The following is a 23,167-nucleotide window of genomic DNA, read 5'->3' as shown; positions in this document are numbered from 1 at the left end:
CGAAAATATAATGAAATTTTTATCCATGAAGGTAGGCATAAGGAAGAATCGCTATCTCTATTTCGATCCGCATATGACCTTTATGCTGTTCTTATTTATGATGCTGCTGATGATGGCGGTGGCATTAGTCAAAGAGTCAGTAATGAAGCCGTACTTTTTCTCGGATCAGATCACCATCTTTAGCTTTATGAAGTTTACCTACAGCTTCGGCCCTGGAAACTCTTACGGCAGCACAGCTTACTTTTATAAACTGTTAGGATTTGAACAAAGCTCGATCGTATTTGCGTTGATTTCAGCCGTTATTATCATCAGTACCTTTGTTTTTATCTTCATCAGGGTACGCGGCGGTTCGATGAATATTTTCGATATCGGCGTTTTTTTGTTTTTCTGCTTTTCTTCAATGATTAACCTGACGTGGCAGAGTAAAGATTTTATCGTATTTTTGATGATGATGCCGTTGCTCATCACCTTTGCGAATCGTACTGCCGGGCTATTAATATGGACCTGCTTTGCCATATTCTACGCCTATTACTTCAGGACATACTGGTTCCTGTTTCTGCTGGAATTTTATGGCCTGCTGTTAATGTCGCGCTATGTTCACAAAGGAAAATGGATATTTATCCTGTGTCTGCTTTCGCTGCTGGTGCTGGCGTTTGGCTTCCAGTATGGCTTAGGCATCGACGTAGATAACTTTCGTAATGAGGTAAATGAACACCGACTGGACAGCCAGGGCGACGGCAGCAATACGCTAATTCGACCCTGGTTCCCGGCGGGTAACCCGTTATTTGGGTGGTTAAACGTCAGCCTGACGTGGGTAACGTTCTTTTTCCCGTTTCCGCTGATTTTAATGCTGTCGCCTTATTATGTGGTTATTTCGGCGTTTATTATTCTGATGTACAAAAAAATATGGCAGACGCTGAATGCCGCCTTGCAGGACAGAACTTATCCGTTGGTGGTGTTATTTTCGCTGGCCATTATCTCATATACGGTGATTCAAAGCCTGTTTGAGCCTGACTATGGCAGCTATTTGCGTCACCTGTCGCCGTTTTATCCGTTAATGTTTTACGTTTATTTAAGTTTCGGGAAATTCAAAAAGGAAGAATAAATGAAAATCCTCCATGCTGCTGAGACAATAAAAGGTGGCGTTGCCACAGTTTTAAAGCAACTCGTCGCGGCACAACAGGATGATAAGGGCAGTTATCAAATCCAGTGCCTGATCCCGGCGGATCAGGCGGGAGAACTGGATACGGCACGCGCAGAAAACGTGGTGAAATGGCAGCGTAAGGGCAGGTCGGTCGGTGCGCTATTCTCGTTTACCGCTGCTTTTTGCCGCACGGTACTTAAATTCAAGCCTGACGTGGTGCATCTTCATAGTTCGTTTGCCGGCGTTATTGGCCGTGCCTGTTTGCTGTTGCTTTGGCCCGTTGTGCGTCCGAAAGTGGTCTACTGTCCGCATGCATTTAGCTTCCTGATGCAGACCAGCAACGGCAAGAAAAAGATCTATTCGTTTATCGAAAAAGCGCTGCTGCCGATGACTGACGCCATTATTTGCGTCAGCCAGTATGAAGCTGACCAGGCAAAGGCGCACGGCATTCGCGCTGATAAACTGGTGGTTATTCATAACGGCGTCGCAGAGCGGCATATCGTTAAGGCGGAAACGCTAAATGACCCGCGCATTAACGTGCTGTTCGTTGGGCGTTTCGATTACCAGAAAGGCTACGATATTTTACTTAATGCCATGAAGCGTAATCAAAATCCTAATATTCATTTGACGCTGATTGGCGACAGCGTGCACAGCGCCGAAAAAATTGAAAAGCTGCCGGAAGCGGAATATACCGGATGGCTTAAGGCAAGCCAGATGGAACCTTATTTTATCGCCGCGGATGTACTGGTCATTCCCAGCCGCTGGGAAGGGTTCGCCATGGTGCCGCTGGAGGCAATGAGTTATTCAGTACCCATTATTGCCAGTGATGCCACCTCTCTGCCGGAAGTCGTTATTAATAATGAAACGGGCTACCTGTTTAAAAACGGAGACGCTGATTCCTTACTTTCTGTTTTAAACCGCCTGGATAAATCTGATTTGAGTGAAAAGGGGCGAAAAGGAAATCAATTATTTACCAATAATTTTACTTCGCAGGCTATGATAGCCAAAACGCATGGTTTATATGCCGACATACTGAAACGTTGAACACCAATTAACTACAGCGAGGTCTAAGACATGTCTTCAATCATGCATGAATTAGGCAGGGATGATAATAAAATGATGACGGCGAGTGGATTTCGTACCCGTACTAACGCGTCGATTATTTCCATAATACAGCGTTTCTCTGACATTTTTGTGATGTTCACGGGGCTGTATATTTTAGCGCGCATTGAATCCCAGCCTATTTCATCATCCTGGTGGCTACTTTCACTTACCGCTCTGGTATTATTCCAGATGATTGGCGGTATTACTGAGTTTTATCGCTCATGGCGCGGCGTGAGTTTCGCCCACGAGCTACAGCTTATTCTGCAAAACTGGGCCCTGAGTATTTTAATTACCGCTGGCGTGATGTCTTTTACCAGCGATCTGGACCTCAACTTCAAAGCGTATCTGTTGTGGTTTGGCATTGTGGCGATTGGGTTTATTGCCTGCCGCCTGGCGATTCGTTACTTCGCCCGTATTATCCGCAAGCTGGGATACAATACGCGCAATATCGCCATTGTCGGAAATATGCCCATTGGCGTTTCCCTTGCTAATAGTTTCATTAACGCTCCCTGGATGGGTATGAACGTTGTCGGGCTTTATTCTGACGTTGCTAATGAATCTCGTAGTAATGCCGGCAATATTAACTACTGCGGTAATCTGGAGCAGCTGTTGGTTGATGCCCGTGAAGGGAAGCTGGATAAAATTTACATCGCGATGGCAATGTCGGAAGAAACGGCGATTCGCGACCTGGTGGGTAAACTTTCTGATACCACCTGTTCGGTAATGCTTATCCCTGATATTTTCACCTTTAATATTCTGCAGTCGCGTACGGAAGAAATTAACGGCGTACCGGTGGTGCCGCTGTTTGAAACGCCGATGAATGGCATCAATATGGTGCTGAAACGTATCGAAGATATTGTGGTTTCATCCTGCATCCTGCTATTTATTTCTCCTGCGCTGTTGACCATTGCCGCGCTGGTGAAATTCACCTCGCCGGGTCCGGTTATTTTCCGCCAGGTCCGTTACGGCATGGACGGTAAGCCGATTAAAGTGTGGAAGTTCCGCTCTATGTCAGTGATGGAGAACGGCGCTACGGTTACGCAGGCGACCAAAGGCGATGCGCGTATTACACCGATTGGCCGTATTTTGCGCTCAACCTCGCTTGATGAGCTGCCACAGTTTATCAACGTATTGAAAGGCGATATGTCCATCGTCGGGCCGCGTCCGCATGCCGTTGCGCATAACGAACAGTACCGCTCTATTATTCAGGGCTATATGCTGCGCCATAAGGTGAAACCGGGCATTACCGGCTGGGCACAAATTAATGGCTGGCGTGGTGAAACCGATACGCTGGAAAAAATGGAAAAACGCGTTGAGTTCGATCTGCAATATATCCGTGACTGGAGCGTGTGGCTTGATATGCGCATTATTTTTCTGACTCTCTTTAAAGGCTTTATCAGCAAAACCGCTTACTAAGCGTGGCGGATAAGAGAGCAGCCTGATAGGAACCGCATCCCGTTCGGGGTGCGGTTTGTAGTCTTATCATAGTGAAAGCGGACTTCACTCCTGCTTAGACGTGGATTATGAGCTTAAAAGAAAAAACGGTAAAAGGGGCCAAATGGTCTGCCTTGTCGACGCTGTCGACCATTGGCATTGGCTTCCTGCAAATGACGCTGTTGGCGAGGCTAATCGATACCCATCAGTTCGGTTTGCTCACTATCGCCATGGTCGTTATTTTGCTGGCGGATACGCTTTCCGACTTCGGTTTGTCGAATTCGATTATCCAGCGCAAGGAAATTTCTGAAGCTGAACTTTCAACGCTCTACTGGATCAATATTTTTATTGGTCTGACGGTGTTTGCGGTGGTGTTTAGCTGCAGCGGCTTGATCAGCGGCTGGTTAAAACAGCCGGATCTTAAGCTGCTGATCCAGGTATTATCCATCGCCTTTCTGATTATTCCCCACGGACAGCAGTTCCGTGCGCTGCTGCAGAAAGAACTGGAATTCCCAAAAATTGGTTTAACCGAAACGCTGGCCGTTACCATTGGCTTTATCGTTACCATGGTCGCCGCGTGGATTAAACCTCAGGCGATAACCGCTATCTGGGGTTATCTGGCGATGGTAACGGTACGCACCGTGATGTTTTCCTGGTACGGGCGTAAAACCTATAAGCCACGCTTTCATTTCTCCTTTCGTACCATTAAATCCAACCTGAAGTTTGGTGCTTATCTCACCGCGGATAGCCTGGTTAACCAGCTGAACTCCAACGTGGCGACGGCGGTATTGTCACGTACGCTGGGGGCGGCAATCACCGGCGGTTACAACCTGGCGTATAACGTTGCGGTGATGCCGCCGACCAAACTGAACCCCATTATTACTCGCGTGCTGTTTCCTGCTTTTGCAAAAATCCAGGACGATCAGCAAAAGCTGCGGGAAAACTTCTATAAATTACTCTCTCTGGTTGGGCTGCTTAACTTTCCTGCGCTGTTAGGGCTGTTGGTGGTGGCGGAAAACTTTGTGCTGTTTATGTTCGGTGAAAAATGGCGCTTCATTACCCCGATTCTGCAGGTATTGTGCGTTGTCGGTCTGCTGCGTTCGATTGGTAATCCGATCGGTTCGCTATTGATGGCGAAAGCACGCGTTGATATTAGCTTTAAGTTTAACGTGGTGAAGTTGTTTTTATTTATTCCGGCTATTTGGTTCGGGGCAAAAATGGGCGGCGGCTTTGGCGCCTCGCTGGGATTTTTAGCGGTGCAGGTACTTAATACCTGGCTGAGTTACTTTATCCTGATTCGTCCGGTTTTAGGCTCAAGTTATAAGCAATATTTGTACAGTATCTGGATGCCGTTCCGCATGGCGCTGCCGACGTTAGCGGTGTCATATATTATCGGATTCTTCTTCTCGACTTCGGTTGCGCTTCCAGTACTCTTGTCCGCCCAGATTATTTCGGGAGGGCTGGTTTTCCTGATAGCGATATTAATCAGCCGCGATCCACTAATTTTAGAAATGAAAAATCATCTGTTTAAAAACCCAAAACTTCGTCGAATCTTAAGAGCGGAAAACTAATCATGCACCATATGGATAAACTTAAAAACACCCTGTCAGTTATTGATGCCGTTGTTCCTCCCGGCAGCAAGGTTGTTTATCTCGATATACCTCTGCATCTTAATGTCGGAGACCTGTTAATTTATAAGGGTACAGAGCAGTTCTTTAAAGAGCGTAAATATCAGGTGCTGGCACGACGTACCGATAAGACCAGTATGAAATGGTTATCAGAAAACCGTAATCTGCCAAAAGATGTGATCCTGCTGATGCACGGCGGCGGTAACTTTGGCGATTTGTACGGTCATCACCAGCGCCTGCGCGAAGCGGTCGTGGAGCGTTTTCCGCATCATAAAATTGTCTATATGCCGCAGACGGTCCATTTTAAAGACCAGTCTAAAATGCTGCAGTCGGCCCAGATTATTCGTCAGCATAAGAACCTGACGATTTTCTGCCGCGATGAGCGCAGCAAGAAAATTCTTGAAGAGCACTTTTGCAAAGATGTACGTCTGTGCCCGGATATGGCCCACGCTTTGTGGAACGTCTTCCCGAAACAGTCTGCTAATCATATCCAGCGTGAAACGCTGTGGATGATTCGTAAAGATATTGAAGAGACGAAGGTAGACGGCCTGCCGGGTATGCCTGGGCCGGAAGGCTATGAAGACTGGGAAGATATTTGCACCGAGCAAGATCGTTCCCGCACCCGCGTTTACCTCAACTTTGAGCGGGTAAACCGCACGCTGAATACGCGCCTGTTTAATACGCCGCAGAAGTGGAGCGACTATACCGACACGCTGGTTAATCGCGTTAACTCTTACTTTATGGCGCACGATACGGTAGTGACCTCACGGATGCACGGGCATATTTTATGCTGCCTGCTGGGGGTGAAGACCAAACTGCTGGACAACTCCTACGGTAAGAATTCAGGCTACTACGCTTCCTGGACAAAAGATGTCCCTGACTGTGAGTTGATTACTTTATGATTGAAGAGCCAACGATTCCTAAACTTTCCATCATTATTCCTGTTTATAACGTACTGGATTATGTTCAGGAAGCTGTTGATTCAATTCTTACGCAGTCTGTACAGCCCTGGGAAGTCATTATTGTCGATGACGGATCGACGGATGGCTCCGGCGACCTGGTAGAGACCCTGTATGGCTCGCATCCGCTGGTAAAGATTATTCATACCGCCAACGGCGGGCTGGGTGAGGCACGCAATACCGGCACGCGTGCCGCTACCGGTGATTACATCTATTACTTTGACTCGGATGACGTTTCCGTTGATGGGCTGATCGAGCGGTTTTATGAAACGCTGGAGCAGCATCCCGATATGAGTATCTTTGCTTTCTCTGCGGAGTCGTTTGCAGATCCGATAGCAAAAAGTAAAGGGGGAGAGCAGTCGCAGCAGGTGCGGCTGATCTCCTATCGCCGCCGCATGGAGCGCGTTTTTTCCAGCGGTGAACAGGCTTTTAATACCCTGTCGGAAACCAACGCCTTTATTCCCAACGCGTGGCTCTATATTTTTGCGCGTAAATTACAGACGCAGCACCAGCTCTTTTTCCTGCCGATTATTCATGAGGACGAAGAGTTTACGCCGCGCCTGTTTTTTGTGGCGGGTAAAACCTGCGTGACGGACAGCGTTTACTTTCAGCGACGTATTCGTATTGGTTCTATTATGCAAAGCTCGCGCTCAGAGAAAAACGCCATTGGCTATCTCCGGGCCTGCGATGCTCTGGAAGGATTAATGCAGCACACCGCTGAAAAGGAGAGCGGGAAGAACCTGCGTGCGCGGATCGTTAAAAACATCCTGAACGTTATTGGCGTGGCGAAGGGTTCCGAGGTGAAGTTCAGCGCGAAATCACAGCAAGAGCTGGAAGCGTTCATCTCACGCTACCGCAATCTGGACATCACGCTGGCGGAAAACAACTACTTTGCCTGGCGAGTATTTAACTTTGCCTTAAAGCGGTTAAAAATCCGCGCCTCTTGACCCGCGCATGCGCGAAAGCCTTATCGCGCCGCTAAGCTAAACGACAAGCCTCAGCCAACATCGCTGAGGCTTTTTTTAGGCTGGCTTCACCACTTTTTGCGTGGCTAAATTTAACCACGGGGATTCAGGCGCGTTGCCAAGCGCGACGTATACCGCATTGTTATCGACGCTGACGTTTTTACCGGCATGTTTACTGCGCTGATTCAGGGCCGAGTTAATCGCGGAGAGCTGCGCGCTGGTATAAGAGAAGTTGCTGCGGATACCGATATTTCCCTCTACGCACCAGCTAATATCCGGCGCGCTACCGTTACTGTAAACCAGCGGCATTGACCGATCCGCAGTAGCCATATTATTGGTCACCAGCAGCGACTGCTTAATCCCGCTCAGCTCGGCAAAGCGCTCCGCCTCGCTGACGCGCGTATTCTGAATACTAAGATTATCCACGTTAGGCAGTTTAAAGGCGGTCGTCGCACCGTTATAGGTATCGCCATTTATCGCAATGGTTCCGCCTGAGCCTTTCACCACTTCCATGCCTTTCCCTGTGCCGTTGAGCTGGTGATAGCAGTTATTGCTGATAATAGTGACATTCTTATTGGTGGTGATTTGCGCCGCCCGCGAAAATCCCTGGGTATCGAGGTTATTAATACGGAAGCTCTTCGGCTGGTTAAGTAACAGCGCGGTATTGGTGCGTGCGCCTTCATTAATCATGCTGCCCGACAGCGTCACGTCATGATCGCCGGTTTGGGTGGCAATGGCGAAGCCGTAGGCTTTGGTGCCTTTGGCAATCAGCACGGTGCTGTCGATATTAACGCCTTCGTTAAAATTGACCACGGCAATGGCCGCTTTGATGGGCCGCCAGGCGTTGCCGTTCAGAATATCCGGGCTGTTGCTGTAACGGATGGTATTTTTAACGTTGATATTTTTACATTGAATATAAGCTTCGCCCCACCAGGTCGCGCCGCCCATTGAAATATTCCCGATCGAGACGCCGCCATTAATATTTTCCATCGCGAAGTGACGACGGAAGCTGCCCTTCGCCATATTATTCGCCATGATAATGTCTTTATGATCGAAATCGCGCAGATGCTTACGTGCGCCGGGCAGGCCTTCCGCATGAAACGCCAGGCGGGCATCTTCGCCAGCCTTACAGTAAGCATGGTTGCCGGTCATAATCGTGCCGGAGCCCCAGATAGTTACCGCATCGCCCCGATCCTCGCCCAGTTTGGAATGCAGGTCGCGCATGCCGGTTCCGGCACCCAGACACTCTAAAAACCAGTTATTGGTAATTTTAGTACCGTAAGCGCCAAAGCCGGCCGGGGCAATAACCGACTGCAACATGCGGTAAAAATAGCAGTTAGAAACTTCGCAATAGTTAGCGGAAATCATAATTCCGCCCTGACGTCCGCCGGTTTCGCTTTTTAATAGCATCGGATTATCTAATACCATGCCGTGAATTTGCGTCGCGTCAGCTTTCAGCTCCAGTAGAAATTCATTACCCATATTGCCTAATGGGGTAATTATGCCGTTCCCCCGGCCTTCAATAATTTGGTTTTTTACCGTGAGCTCAATGGATTTATTTATACTGACCGGCGTATCAATAGTCAGGTATTTTTTATCTGCCACCAGCTGTTGAAAGGCGGCGTAATTATCGACCGGGCCATTACCGCGATGAATATCATTACGAATTTTAGCCCAGGAGGTAGAGGCGTGATCGAGAATGATACCCGGCGCGCCATTGATCTTACCGGAGGCGCTGTCCGGCGCTGGCGGCGGGGCGGATACAGGGGCCGCATTGGCGCGCGTCAGGCTACCGAGCGTGCCTATGGCGGCGGCGGAGGCCAATATTTTGGTTAACGCCTTACGTCGCGAGTGGATACGTTCTTCACTGGCTTTTTCATTAATGCTCATCTCTGACCCTTTTTAGAATGATAACGCCAGGTTTCATTATTCATCTAAGCCAGACAATTGGAAGACGTAATATTTAAAATCAGATAAAAGAAAACGCTTTTTTACACTTGCGATCAGTCGCCTGATTTTTATCGGATTAATCTCAGCGAATAATGCTTGCCGTAATAAAATAAGTTGATTAGGCCGTTGAGGATTTATTGCAGCTCAGGAACTTTCCGACGGTGTTTGATTTATTCAACGCCATAACGGCGTGCTGCTTAATTGTTGGTTTCTTTAACGCTATGCTAATGAAAATTTTCAGATTAAGATTATACTTAATGATTGCCTCTTTATTGCATAATCGCTGAATGTCTTCACATCATTATATGGAAAAAATATGACCAAGCTTAAAGCAGTTATCCCCGTTGCGGGTCTCGGTATGCATATGCTCCCTGCTACAAAAGCCATTCCTAAAGAGATGCTGCCTATCGTAGATAAGCCGATGATTCAATACATTGTTGATGAAGTCGTCAGGTCGGGTATCAAGGAAATCGTTCTGGTCACGCATGCGTCAAAGAACGCGGTGGAAAACCATTTTGATACCACCTATGAGCTTGAAGCGCTGCTGGAACAGCGAGTGAAGCGACAGCTGCTCAGTGAAGTACAGTCAATTTGCCCGCCGGGCGTGACTATCATGAACGTACGTCAGGCGCAACCGCTGGGGCTTGGCCACTCGGTACTGTGCGCCCGTCCGATGATCGGCGACAATCCTTTTGTCGTTGTACTGCCCGATATTATTATGGATGATTCTACCGCTGACCACCTGCGTTATAATCTCGCCGCGATGGTCGCACGCTTTGAAGATACCGGACGCAGCCAGGTGCTGGCGAAACATATGTCTGGTGCCGATCTGTCAGAATATTCAGTGATCTCGACGCAAGAGCCGCTGGAGAATGAAGGCAGCGTCAGCGCTATTACCGGTTTCGTTGAAAAGCCTGAGCATCCTGAAACGCTACATTCCGATCTGGCCGCCGTAGGACGTTACGTTCTGTCGGCTGATATTTGGGCTGAGCTTGAAAAAACCGAACCGGGCGCCTGGGGCCGTATTCAGCTGACGGATGCTATTGCCAGCCTGAGCCAGAAAAAGCCGGTTGATGCCTGCCTGATGACCGGTAATAGCTTCGACTGCGGTCGTAAGCTGGGATATATGCAGGCTTTTGTCAGCTATGGCCTGCGTAGCAATCAGCAGGGCGCGGCCTTCCGCGAGACCATTAAGCAATTATTGGCGAAATAATTCCTCACTATGACACGCCGCGCCTGTGCGCGGCATTAAAGGAGTTCACATGGCTATTTTGGTAACGGGCGGAGCGGGATACATCGGCTCTCATACGGTGTTGGCGCTGTTGCAGCGCGGCGACGACGTTGTGGTAATGGACAACCTCAGTAATGCTTCGCGGGAATCGATCAACCGCGTTGAGAAACTGGCCGGAAAGAAAGCCACCTTTGTTGAGGGCGACATCCTCGATCGCGCCTGCCTGCGCGATATTTTTGCCAGCAACGCTATTAGCGCCGTTATCCATTTCGCCGGGTTAAAAGCCGTTGGCGAATCGACCCGTAAACCGCTGGAATACTACGACAATAACGTTTCGGGTACGGTTGTGCTGCTGGAAGAGATGCGTAACGCCGGCATCTATAATTTCATTTTTAGTTCTTCCGCGACCGTTTATGGCGCCAATGCGCCGGTGCCTTACGTTGAGACCACGCCCATCGGCGGTACTACCAGCCCTTACGGCACCTCAAAGCTGATGGTTGAGCAAATCATGCAGGATTACGCTAAGGCGGACAGCCAGTTTACCGCGATCGCGCTGCGCTATTTCAATCCGGTGGGCGCCCATGAGTCTGGCGAAATCGGTGAAGATCCCAACGGCATTCCCAATAACCTGCTGCCTTACATTGCTCAGGTCGCTATTGGCCGTCTTGATAAGCTCGGAATTTTTGGGGCTGACTATTCCACTAAAGACGGCACCGGCGTGCGTGACTATATTCACGTGGTCGATCTGGCGGAGGGCCATTTAAAAGCGTTGGATCATCTGGCGCAGCTGCAGGGCTATAAGGCGTATAACCTGGGCGCCGGTAAAGGCTATTCGGTGATGGAGATGGTGCAGGCGTTTGAAAAAGCCTCCGGCAAACCGGTTCCCTATGACATTAAACCGCGTCGCGATGGCGATTTAGCGGCATTCTGGGCCGATGCTACGCTGGCGGATAAAGAACTGAACTGGCGTGTGTCGCGCGGTATCGATGAAATGATGCGTGATACCTGGAACTGGCAGTCAAAAAACCCTAACGGTTATCGTTAAGATAAAGTTGCTCTAATGTTTTTTGCCGCGCAGCGCGTCGGAGCGCCCCTGTTAAAAGAGGGTTACGGCAGGCAACAAAGTAAATAGTAACGATGGCTTCTGGCAACAGAAGCCTTTTCTGTTTCAGACAATAGCTTAACAATAGTTAAACGAAAGCATAATTAGTGCAGCAGATTGTCAGGATAAACGCGCATCGTCTGGCGTAATAAACAAGATATATCGTATTCGATATGATAACAGCGACATGAGCTGATATTTTGAGCGTTTTGCTTGCTTTACAAGCAATCAGGGCGGGCAAGGATATTAACCGCATAAGTCAACGGTCAAACAGGCAATTTTATACTTGTCTGTGTACGGCGATAGTACGAGAATCGTAAACTATTAGCGCACGGTTACATCTGTTTTTGTTAGCGTAGCGAGAAAAAATTACCGTGTCGCTCACACAGGCTATGCTTGTTTGAGTCCTGAACCGCTGAAGCATCTGGTTGCTTAAAGCCAGGGGCGGTAGCGTGGACATTTTCAGGTAACTGTGATCAATTTCAATACTGGTGCAAACATGCAAGAAATCGTGCTTGTTTTTCTGGGAGCGCTGGCGCTGCTTTTTATCTCTCGCAAGATTGCTAAAAAAGTAGGGCTGGTAGATAAACCTAACGCGCGGAAACATCATAACGGCCATATACCGCTGGTCGGCGGGGTATCGGTTTATCTTTCCCTGTGGATTATCTACCTTATGCAGCCCAACTGGCTGCCTGACTTCAACATCTATATGGTTTGCGCCACCATGCTTATTGTCGTCGGTGTGCTGGACGATAAGCTGGATCTCCCTGTTATGCCGCGTATGGCGTTACAGGCGCTGGTAGCCAGCATCATGATGTACAACGGCCTCTATCTCTATTCATTAGGGAATATCCTGTTTGGCTACGAGCTGGTACTGGGCATCGCCGGCTATGCGGTAACGCTGCTGGCGGTGGTCGGCGCGATTAACGCCTTTAATATGGTCGATGGCATTGATGGCCTGCTGGGTGCGCTTTCATCCGTTACCTTTGGCGCGCTGGCCGTGGTGTTCTGGATGGGTAACCGGGATGATATGGCGCTGTGGTGCCTGTGCCTGATGGTTGCCTGCCTGCCTTATATTCTGCTGAACCTGGGCATTCCCTGGGGGCGCAAGTTTAAGGTTTTTATGGGCGATGCCGGCAGTACGCTGATTGGCTTTACCGTTATCTGGCTGCTGATTATCGCAACCCAGGGCGATGAGGCGGTAATGCGCCCGGTCACCGCGCTGTGGCTGATCGCCGTTCCCCTGATGGATATGCTGCGCGTGATGACAGGACGCATCAGAAGAGGGGACAGTCCCTTCAAGCCGGACCGGGAGCATTTGCATCATGTGTTGCTGCGGGTAGGGTTTAGTGGACGGCAGGCGTTATTGGTAATGACGGGGGCGGCGTTATCGTTGAGTACTATCGGTATTTTGCTGGACGCGATGCGTATCCCTGAATTCTGGATCATAGTTTTATATATGATTACTTTTTGCTCTTTTATTATCAGCCTGCGAGCAATGGAGAGAGCAAGGCTTCATTTATATGATTTTTAATGTGTAGCCAGAGCGTTTAAATCGAGAAATATAAAGCGAGATTTTTTTACAATAGGGCAGAGTCTCTGATTAACTTATAGCATAATATGATATAACGCATTGAATATCTCTGTAGAGACTAGCTTAAGCGGCTCATTATCTACAAGAACAGTAAACGATGACTAAATTACATAATGGAAAAAAACGGAATTATTATGCTTGTATTATGGGATTATCGGAGCGGATTTTATAAGGCATCATAACAGCGCCATGAAAAAAGGTTCCATATTTTATATAAATCTTTTGAATGAAAATCAAACTAATGAGTCTTATTATGGAAAATAAAGTTATATTTATTGGTGCTTCAGGTTTTGTCGGAACACGTTTGATTGAGACAGCTCTTTCGCAGTTTGAAATAAGCAACTTTGATAAAAACCAGAGCCATTTTTATCCTGATTTAACGCAAATTGGCGATGTTCGCGATCAAGGCTCTTTAGATAAAGCGCTCATTGGGCAAAAAACAGTAGTTCTGCTTGCGGCTGAACATAGAGACGATGTTAGTCCTACTTCTTTATACTATGATGTTAATGTTCAAGGGACAAAAAACGTTATAGATGCAATGAAGAAAAGCAATGTTAATAATATTATTTTTACTAGTTCCGTTGCTATATATGGTTTAAATAAAATAAATCCAAACGAAAATCATCCGCATGATCCATTCAATCACTATGGAAAGAGTAAATGGCAAGCGGAAGAGGTTCTGCGTAAATGGTACAATGAGTCGCCCGAAGAGCGTTCGCTGACGATTATTAGACCTACTGTTATTTTCGGCGAGCGTAACAGAGGAAACGTTTATAATTTGCTGAAGCAAATTTCAGGCGGTAAATTTGCCATGGTTGGTCCTGGCAAAAATTATAAGTCTATGGCGTATGTAGGAAATATCGTCGAGTTTATCAAATATAAGCTGGAAAATATTACCCAAAGCTATGAGGTATATAATTACGTTGACAAGCCTGATTTGAATATGAATGAGTTGGCAGCCGAGGTTGAAAAAAGCCTGAATAAAAAGATCCCCTCAGTTCATATCCCCTATCCGGTAGGAATGCTTGGCGGCTATTGTTTCGATATACTCAGTAAGCTTACAGGTAACAAATACGCAATCAGTTCAGTTCGCGTTAAGAAATTCTGTGCAACAACTCAGTTTGATGCCACCAAAGTGCATAGTTCCGGCTTTAAGCCGCCGTATACTCTACAGCAGGGACTGGACCGGACTCTACAATATGAGTTTGTAGCAGATAAAAAAGATGATATTACTTTCATTTCAGAATAATAGTACTTATAGCCCAATCATAAATATAATTTTACGCACAGGATGTTTACAGGGTAAATCAAGCCATAAATTATATTATGGCCACTAATAATTAGAATAAAGTTGTCACATCATGCTGATGTAAATTAATGAAGGGTACAGAGGTGAATTTAGTCAGAACATCTATACTTAGTTTTATCGCTACGCTTGTTAAAATGATTGCTGGGTTGATAATAAATAAAGCCATTGCATTATTTATCGGCCCTGGCGGCCTTGCTGTTATTGGCCAGTTCCAGAATGTATCTACATTGATACAGACTGTAGCGCAGGGAGGAATCAATGCTGGCGTAACGAAATATACGGCGGAATTTAACGCTGAAGAGGCCCGTATTAAACAGTTATGGAGCACCGCAATAAAACTTACGGTGACGTTCACAACTATCGTTAGCATTGTGCTGTTAATAAGCTCAAAGCAAATTTCTTACTATGTATTTAACACAACTGATAATTACTTTATCTTTATAATATTCGCATTTACCTTACTTTTATTTACGGTTAATCAATTATTACTATCGATTTTAAATGGGCTTAAGCAAATAAAAACGTTTATAACAATAAACATTGCCCAAAGTGTTTGTAGCTTACTATTCACTTCTCTTTTAATTTATCTGTACCATTTAGAGGGAGCGCTGGTAGCTCTGGTTACAAATCAATCGATAGTTTTTGTCATTTTGCTATGGAAACTGCGTAATCATAATATTATCTCATTGGAAAAGTTTAAAGATAAATGGCAACCCGCGCAAGCCAAGGTTTTATTTAAATATTCATTAATGGCATTGGTCACTGCCTGTAGCTTGCCTTTATCGCAGATTGTGGTCCGTGATTATATTGCGAATACTCTGTCCTGGAAATATGCGGGCTACTGGCAGGCGATGACATATATATCTACGACTTATCTTACTGTTATTACAGTAGCGCTAGCCACTTATTATTTGCCAAGGCTTTCAGAAATAAGCGATAAGCTGGAGCTAAAAAGAGAGATATATAATGGCTATAAACTTATAATTCCTTTTGTCAGTATCTTGGCCTTCGCTGTTTATATGTTAAGAGATTTAGCTCTGTGGTTGTTATTTACTCCTGAATTTAAACCCATGTTTGTACTATTTAAATGGCAAATGGTTGGAGATGTAATAAAAATAGCGGCATGGCTAATAAGCTATTTAATGCTTGCTAAAGCGATGACTAAAACCTTTATTATTACTGAAATCCTGTTTGCAATTAGCTTTAGCGGATTGTCGATCTTCTTTCTAAATGTATTTGGTTTTGTTGGTTTAAGCTATGCATTTGCAGCTAACTATTTTTTATATTTTGTTGCAATGATTATTTTAATGCGAAAACATTTTTATTGAGGTCGTAACATGGTTATCCTTGTAACGGGTGGCGCTGGTTTTATCGGATCTGCGGTAATTAGACATATAATAAAAAACACTAACGATACCGTAGTGAATCTCGATAAGCTAACCTATGCAGGTAATTTAGTATCATTAAATGATGTACAGGGAAACGACAGATATTTTTTTGAAAAGATTGATATTTGCGATCGGCATGCATTGGAAAATTGTTTTCTGAAGCATCAGCCAGATGCAATTATGCATCTGGCTGCAGAGTCTCATGTTGACCGTTCGATCGATGGACCAGCAGCTTTTATTGAGACCAATATTATTGGCACTTATAATCTGCTTGAATCGGCCAGAGCATATTGGATGACCCTACCAAGCGCGAAAAAAGTGAACTTCCGCTTCCATCATATTTCCACAGATGAAGTTTTTGGTGACTTGTCAGGGACAAACGATCTTTTTACTGAAACAACGCCCTATGCGCCATCCAGTCCCTACTCAGCATCTAAAGCTTCAAGCGATCATCTTGTTCGTGCATGGCATCGTACTTATCAATTACCTACCATAATAACTAACTGCTCGAATAACTACGGCCCATACCATTTTCCAGAAAAACTGATTCCGCTGGTTATTTTAAATGTGCTTGAGGGTAAACCACTCCCTGTATATGGGGACGGCCTGCAAATTCGCGATTGGCTGTTTGTCGAGGATCATGCCAGAGCCTTGTATACCGTAGTAACAAAAGGATTACCTGGCGAAACCTATAATATTGGCGGATTGAATGAAAAAACCAATATTGAAGTGGTTCAAACAATATGCGATCTAATTGAAGAGCTGGTGCCCGTCAAACCCAAAGGCGTCAAGCTGTACCGTGATTTGATCACCTACGTCAAAGATCGTCCTGGACATGATTTAAGATATGCTATTGATTCTGCGAAAATTACCAGAGAGTTAGGGTGGAAACCTGAAGAAACTTTTGAGTCTGGCATTCGTAAGACCGTTGTTTGGTACTTGAATAATAGAGTCTGGTGGACGCATATATTAGACGGAACTTATAATTTAGAGCAATTAGGGGTAAATGAATAATAATGAAAGGAATAATTCTCGCAGGTGGATCGGGAACACGGCTCTACCCTATAACTATGGGTGTATCTAAGCAGCTTCTTCCTGTTTATGATAAGCCAATGATTTACTATCCATTATCGGTTCTGATGCTTGCTAAAATCAAAGATATTCTTATCATAACTACACCCGAAGATAATGACAGCTTTAAAAGATTGCTGGGTGACGGCTCAAAATTTGGTATCAATTTAGAATATGCTATTCAACCAAGCCCCGATGGTTTAGCGCAGGCATTTATTATCGGTGAAAAATTTCTTGGTGATGATTCTGTCTGTCTGGTCTTGGGAGATAACATATTTTATGGACAGGGTTTTTCACCTATGCTGCAGCAAGCGGCTTCAATAGAGAACGGCGCGACAGTATTCGGCTATAAAGTTAAGGACGCTGAAAGGTTTGGCGTGGTAGAATTTGATGGAAATTCAAATGTTATTTCAATTGAGGAAAAGCCGAGTAATCCGCGCTCTGAATATGCTGTTACCGGATTATATTTTTACGATAACCAGGTAGTAGATATCGCTAAGCAGATAAAACCTTCAGCACGTGGCGAACTTGAAATTACTTCTATAAATAAAGAGTACCTCAAACGCAAACAACTTCGCGTTCAATTACTCGGCCGTGGATTTGCCTGGCTGGACACGGGAACCTACGAAAGTTTACTTGATGCTGGTCAGTTTGTAGCGACTATTGAACAGAGGCAGGGTAATAAGATTGCATGTCTCGAAGAAATAGCATACATCAACGGCTGGCTATCTAAAGAGAGCCTTTTAAAGTTGGCTGAGGCATTAAAGAAAAATTCTTATGGGCAATATTTGTTTGAGGTATGTAAGTAATGTCTCTCATTAACATGATTGAATTTAATGTGCTGGGAGATGAACGTGGACATCTGATAGCGCTTGAGCAGCATAAAAATATCCCTTTCGACATCAAGCGTGTTTATTATATATATGGCCTGGAGCAGGAACGCCCAAGAGGATTCCATGCTCATAAAGCACTTCGTCAGCTCGCGGTATGTATATCAGGTTCATGCGAGATATTAATTGATGATGGAGCGCAAAAAAAGGTCGTTACTTTAGAAAGACCCATGCAGGGTTTGCTAATTGAACCGATGCAATGGCATGTAATGAGTAACTTTTCTTCAGATTGTATATTCATGGTGCTGGCAAGTGAGCATTATGATGAAAGCGACTATATTCGTAACTATGAAGAATTCCTGAGGGCTCTTTGAGATGATTCATCCACTTAGCGATGTAAAATCAAAAAATATCGGTTCAGAAACCCGGGTTTGGCAATTTGCCGTTATTCTTGAGAATGCCAGTATCGGTAGAAATTGCAATATTTGCGCTCATAGCCTTATTGAAAATGATGTAGTTATTGGCGATAACGTGACTGTTAAGTCAGGTGTATATCTTTGGGACGGGATTACCGTAGAGGATAATGTTTTTATCGGTCCTTGCGTGGCATTTGCAAATGACAAGTACCCGCGCTCTAAGCAACATCCCTCTGAGTTCGTAAAAACGTTAATTAAGGAAGGCGCATCGCTGGGTGCGAATGCGACTATTCTTCCCGGGATCGTTATTGGAAAAAAAGCGATGGTAGGGGCGGGTGCTGTAGTTACAAAAGACGTGCCTGATTATGCCGTGGTTGTGGGTAATCCTGCCAGAATAGTAAAATATATGAGCGAGTAGTAAACATGATTCCTTTCCTTGATCTCAAAAAAATTAATCAACAACACGCTGAAGAACTTAAAAATGCCTGTAGCCGCGTAATTGATTCGGGCTGGTATATCATGGGAAATGAGCTGAAAGAGTTTGAAGCTAATTTCGTAAATTATACCGGCTCACGCTACTGTCTTGGCGTAGCAAATGGCCTTGATGCCCTGCTATTAGTATTACGAGCCTGGAAGGAATTAGGCAAACTTAATGCCGGTGATGAAGTTATTGTTCCTTCGAATACCTATATTGCTTCTATTTTAGCTATCTCAGAAAACGATCTGGTTCCGGTACTTGTCGAACCTGATACCAACACTTTTAACCTGACTGCTGATAGTATCAAAAAGGCTATTACGCCGCGTACGCGAGCCATCCTGCCAGTCCACCTTTACGGGCAAATCTGTCCGATGGATGAGATTATGGCTCTGGCTAACGACGCTAATTTGTTGGTGCTTGAAGACTGCGCTCAATCTCATGGTGCCACTCTCTCAGGCAAACAAGCCGGATCGTGGGGACACGCGGGTGCGTTTAGTTTTTATCCAGGTAAAAACCTTGGCGCTCTCGGTGACGCTGGCGCTGTGGTAACTGACGATGCTGATTTGTATAGCGCTATATCTGCGCTAAGGAATTATGGTTCCCATGAAAAATACAAAAACATATATCAGGGCGTAAATAGCCGACTCGATGAGATCCAGGCTGCTATGCTTAGCGTTAAATTAAATCATTTGGATAATGAAACTGAAATTCGGCGACGTATAGCCAATACTTATCTGAAAAAAATAAACAATCCTCATATTATCTTGCCGCAAGTGATTGATGACAAAAGTCACGTTTGGCATTTATTTGTTGTGAAAACCAAGGTCAGAAAAGAGTTACAGAGTTACCTTGATGAGAATGGCATACAAACTTTAATTCATTATCCCATTCCTCCTCATAAGCAAAAAGCTTATGCTGACTGGAACGAGTTATCATATCCAATAAGTGAAAGGCTGCATCAAGAGGTTATTAGCCTTCCAATAGGATCTCATCTGACAGATGCGGATATTGATAAAATAATCAATACAATTAATGCATTCTTATATAATTAATTACCTTTAGGTGTACTAGTGAGAATTTTATTAGTTGGTGAGTTTTCTGGCGTCCATAATCAACTGATGGAGCAACTAAAAAAAGAAGGTCATGAATGTGATCTGCTATCTGATGGTGACGGATGGAAGGGGTTCACTAGTACTCTTTCACTACCTAAACGGGATAAATTAACCGGGGTTGAGAAGCTTCTTTACCCCGCTTTAGATTTTATTGGCCTCGCGGGAATTAGAAACTATTTAAACAGCCAGCAATTTCTTGATTCGATAGGAGATTATGATGTTATACAACTGATAAATCCGGTTGCTGTAAAAGCTTTTGGTGCCTTAGGGAATTTGCTTCTTATCAGAAAATTAATAAAAAAAGCTCCACGGTTATATCTTTGTGCTCTCGGAGGAGACTTTAACGTTGAACGTTTCTATTTGACAAAGACATTAAAATATACTCCCTGGAGTAATTTTTCTTTTAAAAGAGCCTTTCATTACTATCAGAATATTTCTTTCTTTTTTCCAATGTATTTAATATTACATTATTATACATTACGGAATGTAAAGAAAATAATTCCGGGCCTTTATGAATACAAGCAAGCCTACATAAACAATAGTAAATGCACAGAAATTATTAATCTGCCAATAAACTGTGAAGCCTATAAATATCAGGAAACAAAAATAAATAGCCCTTTAAAAATATTTTATAGCAAAAAACCGCATATAGGGGATTACTATAAGAAGGGATATCAATATTTCGATGAGGCTTTGCAAATATTGAAAGCGAAGGATGTTGCTTTTGAATTAGTTACCGCAAATGGTATACCTTTTGAAGAATATAAACAGTTATTGTCTGACTGTGATATTCTCCTCGATCAGACATTATCCTACGATCGTGGGATGTCAGGCGTTATAGGTATGGCTAATGGCATGATTACATTTAGCGGTAATGAATCAGCTGTAGAAGCTTATTACAGGAAAACTATTCCTTGCATTAATGCAGAGCCAGATTCACAGAAAATATCCAGCCAGCTTGAGGATATTATAGTAAACTATCCTGACTATGTTCATTTGCGTGAAGAGTCTAAGAAATTCGTCAAAGAAACCCATTCAGTTGATATTATAGTCGCTAAATATCTAAAGGTATGGTCTGAATAATGATTTTCTTTTTACTGATGCTGTCATCGACAGTACTTCTTACCATATCGCGCCACAGAATTACGTGTTATTATTGGATCTTTCTTGCATTGGTCTCGGCGTTCAGGTTTGAGGTTGGTACCGATTATCCAAACTATGTAAATTTATACTACGATATAAAGGCAGGCTATCAAAGCTATTTACATTTAGAGCCATTCCATTTAATTTTAAATAAGTTGGCTTTTTATCTTAACTTTGGCCCGCAATTTATATTTTTTATTTACTCTATACTGACTACTTTCCTGTTTGCTCTATTTTACTATAAGACATCTAAAATCTATAAAGGCTTAAATGCAAAAATGGTATTTGCATTATGTACTATTTTATATGTCGGTAATTATTATTTCCTTACTTTAAACAGTATCCGCTCCTGTCTTGCTGCTGCCATTTATGTAATGAGCTTATACTGTTTTTTAAAAGGAAGGCGTCTTTTAATGCTTTTGTTACTTATTATCGGCAGCACTATTCATTTTAGCATTATACCTATAGCACTAATCACTGTATTTTTACTTAAGTTTATTTTCCCAGTTAAAAAAATCACGTTTTTTATTTTTGCTGCTATTTTAATTACAAACCCAATAAGTATAGTTAAATACATTTTCGTAACCTATAAGCTAATGTATTATAATTATTTTTTATCGAATACATTTGCTGTGCCTGCTACTTTTATTGGTCAGATGTCAGCATATGGTGGGGTTTTATTGGCCTTAATCTTCTATTCATTTTTTACGCGTTATATACGTATAGAAGATAAAAAATTGAAAGCTATTTTCCAGCTTTCAATTTTGTTGTTTATTGCCTTTAGAATATTTTCCAGTGAATTGTTCGTGTTTGCTCGGATGTCTCGCTATTTTTCACCAGTTTTGTATTTTTTTACAGCCTTAGCCATAACGTATTATCTGCAATTAAAAGTTCGGCCTGCCTTCAGGGCAGCATCTTTATTTTGTGTTGTGCTTATATTAGTTGTTTCAAACATTATTATGTTTATGCCGAGAGGTTTGGGTGATGCATCATATGGCAATTACAAAATTAATTATTGTATCAACACGATGAGTGTCTGCGATATACCGATTTCTACAATGGATTGAGATAATTTTTTAATCTTACACTCAAATAATAATTCTGGTGCGATATGTTTTATATTTTGGTAGATGATATTCTGAAAGCGAAATTTTTCCTTGCATTTGCCCGCCTGGATAACGTTATCTTTCTGACAAATAAGCTTTCTTGTTTCATTTATTTAAAAATGAAATCCAAAAGAAAGGTTTACTTCCTCAAGAAAATTTCTGGCGACCATGTCAATATTGGCGTAGATGTCAGCAGGCTGGAAATGACCATTTCGGTTCTGAATGGCAGGCAATCAGTTGCCAGTGCCATAGCCAATTATCAGCAAGTATATGCTTCATTAATAAATAAACTAAAATCAAAAGTGAGTAGCAACGATACGGTAGTATTGTTTAATGGCAACCATGCATCTGCAATCGCTACGGCAGATTTTTTTAAGAATTTTAATGCCAAAACACTTTATGCAGAAATCAGTAATTTACCGGGCAAAATGATCTTTGATCCCCATGGAGTTAACGCGCAATCAATTCTCTATACCCGGCCTGAAATCCTGGATACTTTGCCAGCGGTATCTGATGAAAAACATTATTCATGGGTTGCTCGATATATTGATTATAAGAATAACCCAATACCGCAATCTAAAATTAACCTCAAAATTTATTCTGTAATCGCTATTGATGACTTTTTATCCAGATTATTTTCTTTTTTCATTCGGGAAGATTCGTTAACTTTAAATAAAAAGGTTAATATGTTTTTGGATAAATATAAATCGAAAAAAATTCTGGCCGAGAGTGTAATTGCCGACCTCGATTGCAATTATGTCTTTTTCCCTACGCAAGTCACTTCAGATACACAGCTAAGGATAAATAGTGAAATTGATAATGCCGCTGCGATAAAAAAAATTATCGAGGTGGAAAAGGGTAAAAATATCTATGTGAAAATTCATCCTGCCGAGTCTAACATTGCGATAATGAACTTTTTTAAGCAGCTTGCACATGAAGGGAAGATCACTCTTGTCAATAACAATACGGTAAAGCTGATTAGAAATGCACGGAAAGTTTATACTATAAATTCTACTGTAGGCCTTGAGAGCCTTATTTTAGGTAAGGATTTAGTCGTGCTTGGTCGAGCCATTTACAGTAATTTCAATTCATCGCGGATAAGGCAATATATTCATATTTATCTAATGGATTTAGATTACTTCGGAGAGAATGAAATAACTCCTTCTCATATTAATAAATTAAAAAAATTAACAGAGCTTTAAT

General features: G+C 43.7%; 20 protein-coding genes. 19 read left to right on the top strand and 1 reads right to left on the bottom strand.

Annotated elements, in window-relative coordinates:
• Positions 1–10 precede the first annotated feature (10 nt).
• The 6 genes from COO59_RS08370 to COO59_RS08345 all read left to right on the top strand — a co-directional run bounded on the left by COO59_RS08370 (position 11) and on the right by COO59_RS08345 (position 7,216).
• On the top strand, positions 11–1,105 hold the full coding sequence (locus COO59_RS08370) for a hypothetical protein (protein ID WP_133158595.1): 1,095 nt from the start codon (positions 11–13) through the stop codon (positions 1,103–1,105).
• Positions 1,106–2,188: a glycosyltransferase gene (locus tag COO59_RS08365; protein ID WP_103059346.1), complete on the top strand. Its 1,083-nt coding sequence runs from the start codon at positions 1,106–1,108 to the stop codon at positions 2,186–2,188.
• A 75-nt stretch (positions 2,189–2,263) separates the two neighbouring features.
• Positions 2,264–3,664 carry an undecaprenyl-phosphate glucose phosphotransferase gene (gene wcaJ, locus COO59_RS08360; RefSeq protein WP_103059529.1) on the top strand — a complete coding sequence of 467 codons (1,401 nt, stop codon included), beginning with the start codon at positions 2,264–2,266 and terminating at the stop codon, positions 3,662–3,664.
• Between the two features lie 107 nt (positions 3,665–3,771).
• A complete protein-coding gene (locus COO59_RS08355; protein ID WP_103059345.1) occupies positions 3,772–5,253 on the top strand; it encodes an MOP flippase family protein in 1,482 nt (493 codons plus the stop codon).
• An 11-nt stretch (positions 5,254–5,264) separates the two neighbouring features.
• Positions 5,265–6,212 carry a polysaccharide pyruvyl transferase family protein gene (locus COO59_RS08350; RefSeq protein ID WP_103059528.1) on the top strand — a complete coding sequence of 316 codons (948 nt, stop codon included), beginning with the start codon at positions 5,265–5,267 and terminating at the stop codon, positions 6,210–6,212.
• Positions 6,209–7,216 carry a glycosyltransferase gene (locus tag COO59_RS08345; protein ID WP_103059344.1) on the top strand — a complete coding sequence of 336 codons (1,008 nt, stop codon included), beginning with the start codon at positions 6,209–6,211 and terminating at the stop codon, positions 7,214–7,216. The genes COO59_RS08350 and COO59_RS08345 overlap by 4 nt, the downstream gene beginning before the upstream one ends.
• Positions 7,217–7,291: 75 nt before the next feature.
• Here COO59_RS08345 and COO59_RS08340 read toward each other — a convergent pair whose 3' ends face one another.
• Positions 7,292–9,124, bottom strand: a complete 1,833-nt coding sequence (locus tag COO59_RS08340; protein WP_103059343.1) for a hypothetical protein — start codon at positions 9,122–9,124, stop codon at positions 7,292–7,294.
• Between the two features lie 376 nt (positions 9,125–9,500).
• Between COO59_RS08340 and galF the strand changes: the two genes are divergently transcribed.
• The 13 genes from galF to COO59_RS08275 all read left to right on the top strand — a co-directional run bounded on the left by galF (position 9,501) and on the right by COO59_RS08275 (position 23,166).
• Positions 9,501–10,397, top strand: coding sequence for a UTP--glucose-1-phosphate uridylyltransferase GalF (gene galF, locus COO59_RS08335; RefSeq protein ID WP_103059342.1), 897 nt, complete (start codon positions 9,501–9,503; stop codon positions 10,395–10,397).
• Positions 10,398–10,446: 49 nt separating this feature from the next.
• A complete protein-coding gene (galE, locus tag COO59_RS08330; protein ID WP_103059341.1) occupies positions 10,447–11,460 on the top strand; it encodes a UDP-glucose 4-epimerase GalE in 1,014 nt (337 codons plus the stop codon).
• A gap of 556 nt (positions 11,461–12,016) precedes the next feature.
• Positions 12,017–13,051, top strand: a complete 1,035-nt coding sequence (gene wecA / locus COO59_RS08325; RefSeq protein WP_103059340.1) for a UDP-N-acetylglucosamine--undecaprenyl-phosphate N-acetylglucosaminephosphotransferase — start codon at positions 12,017–12,019, stop codon at positions 13,049–13,051.
• Between the two features lie 313 nt (positions 13,052–13,364).
• The gene (locus COO59_RS08320) at positions 13,365–14,360 is read left to right on the top strand and encodes an NAD-dependent epimerase/dehydratase family protein (RefSeq protein WP_103059339.1); all 996 of its coding nucleotides are present in this window, start codon (positions 13,365–13,367) and stop codon (positions 14,358–14,360) included.
• A gap of 143 nt (positions 14,361–14,503) precedes the next feature.
• Positions 14,504–15,748: an O-antigen translocase gene (locus COO59_RS08315; RefSeq protein WP_103059527.1), complete on the top strand. Its 1,245-nt coding sequence runs from the start codon at positions 14,504–14,506 to the stop codon at positions 15,746–15,748.
• Positions 15,749–15,757: 9 nt separating this feature from the next.
• A complete protein-coding gene (rfbB, locus tag COO59_RS08310) occupies positions 15,758–16,822 on the top strand; it encodes a dTDP-glucose 4,6-dehydratase (protein ID WP_103059338.1) in 1,065 nt (354 codons plus the stop codon).
• 2 nt (positions 16,823–16,824) lie between these two features.
• A complete protein-coding gene (gene rfbA / locus COO59_RS08305) occupies positions 16,825–17,688 on the top strand; it encodes a glucose-1-phosphate thymidylyltransferase RfbA (RefSeq protein ID WP_103059337.1) in 864 nt (287 codons plus the stop codon).
• Positions 17,688–18,083 (top strand): sugar 3,4-ketoisomerase, encoded by a 396-nt coding sequence (locus COO59_RS08300; RefSeq protein ID WP_103059336.1) that lies wholly within the window; start codon positions 17,688–17,690, stop codon positions 18,081–18,083. The genes rfbA and COO59_RS08300 overlap by 1 nt, the downstream gene beginning before the upstream one ends.
• Before the next feature lies 1 nt (position 18,084).
• On the top strand, positions 18,085–18,543 hold the full coding sequence (locus tag COO59_RS08295) for an acyltransferase (protein WP_103059335.1): 459 nt from the start codon (positions 18,085–18,087) through the stop codon (positions 18,541–18,543).
• Between the two features lie 5 nt (positions 18,544–18,548).
• Positions 18,549–19,655, top strand: a complete 1,107-nt coding sequence (locus COO59_RS08290) for a DegT/DnrJ/EryC1/StrS family aminotransferase (RefSeq protein WP_103059334.1) — start codon at positions 18,549–18,551, stop codon at positions 19,653–19,655.
• Between the two features lie 18 nt (positions 19,656–19,673).
• Positions 19,674–20,798 (top strand): glycosyltransferase, encoded by a 1,125-nt coding sequence (locus tag COO59_RS08285; protein ID WP_133158594.1) that lies wholly within the window; start codon positions 19,674–19,676, stop codon positions 20,796–20,798.
• Positions 20,798–21,925, top strand: coding sequence for an EpsG family protein (locus COO59_RS08280; RefSeq protein ID WP_103059332.1), 1,128 nt, complete (start codon positions 20,798–20,800; stop codon positions 21,923–21,925). Before COO59_RS08285 ends, COO59_RS08280 begins: the two co-directional genes overlap by 1 nt.
• Positions 21,926–21,969: 44 nt before the next feature.
• Positions 21,970–23,166, top strand: coding sequence for a capsular polysaccharide export protein, LipB/KpsS family (locus COO59_RS08275; RefSeq protein ID WP_103059331.1), 1,197 nt, complete (start codon positions 21,970–21,972; stop codon positions 23,164–23,166).
• Position 23,167 lies beyond the last annotated feature (1 nt).

The sequence above is a fragment of the Mixta theicola genome, assembly GCF_002895925.1.
Classification (GTDB): Bacteria; Pseudomonadota; Gammaproteobacteria; order Enterobacterales; family Enterobacteriaceae; genus Mixta; species Mixta theicola.
This window is presented reverse-complemented; position numbering and strand designations above follow the sequence as displayed.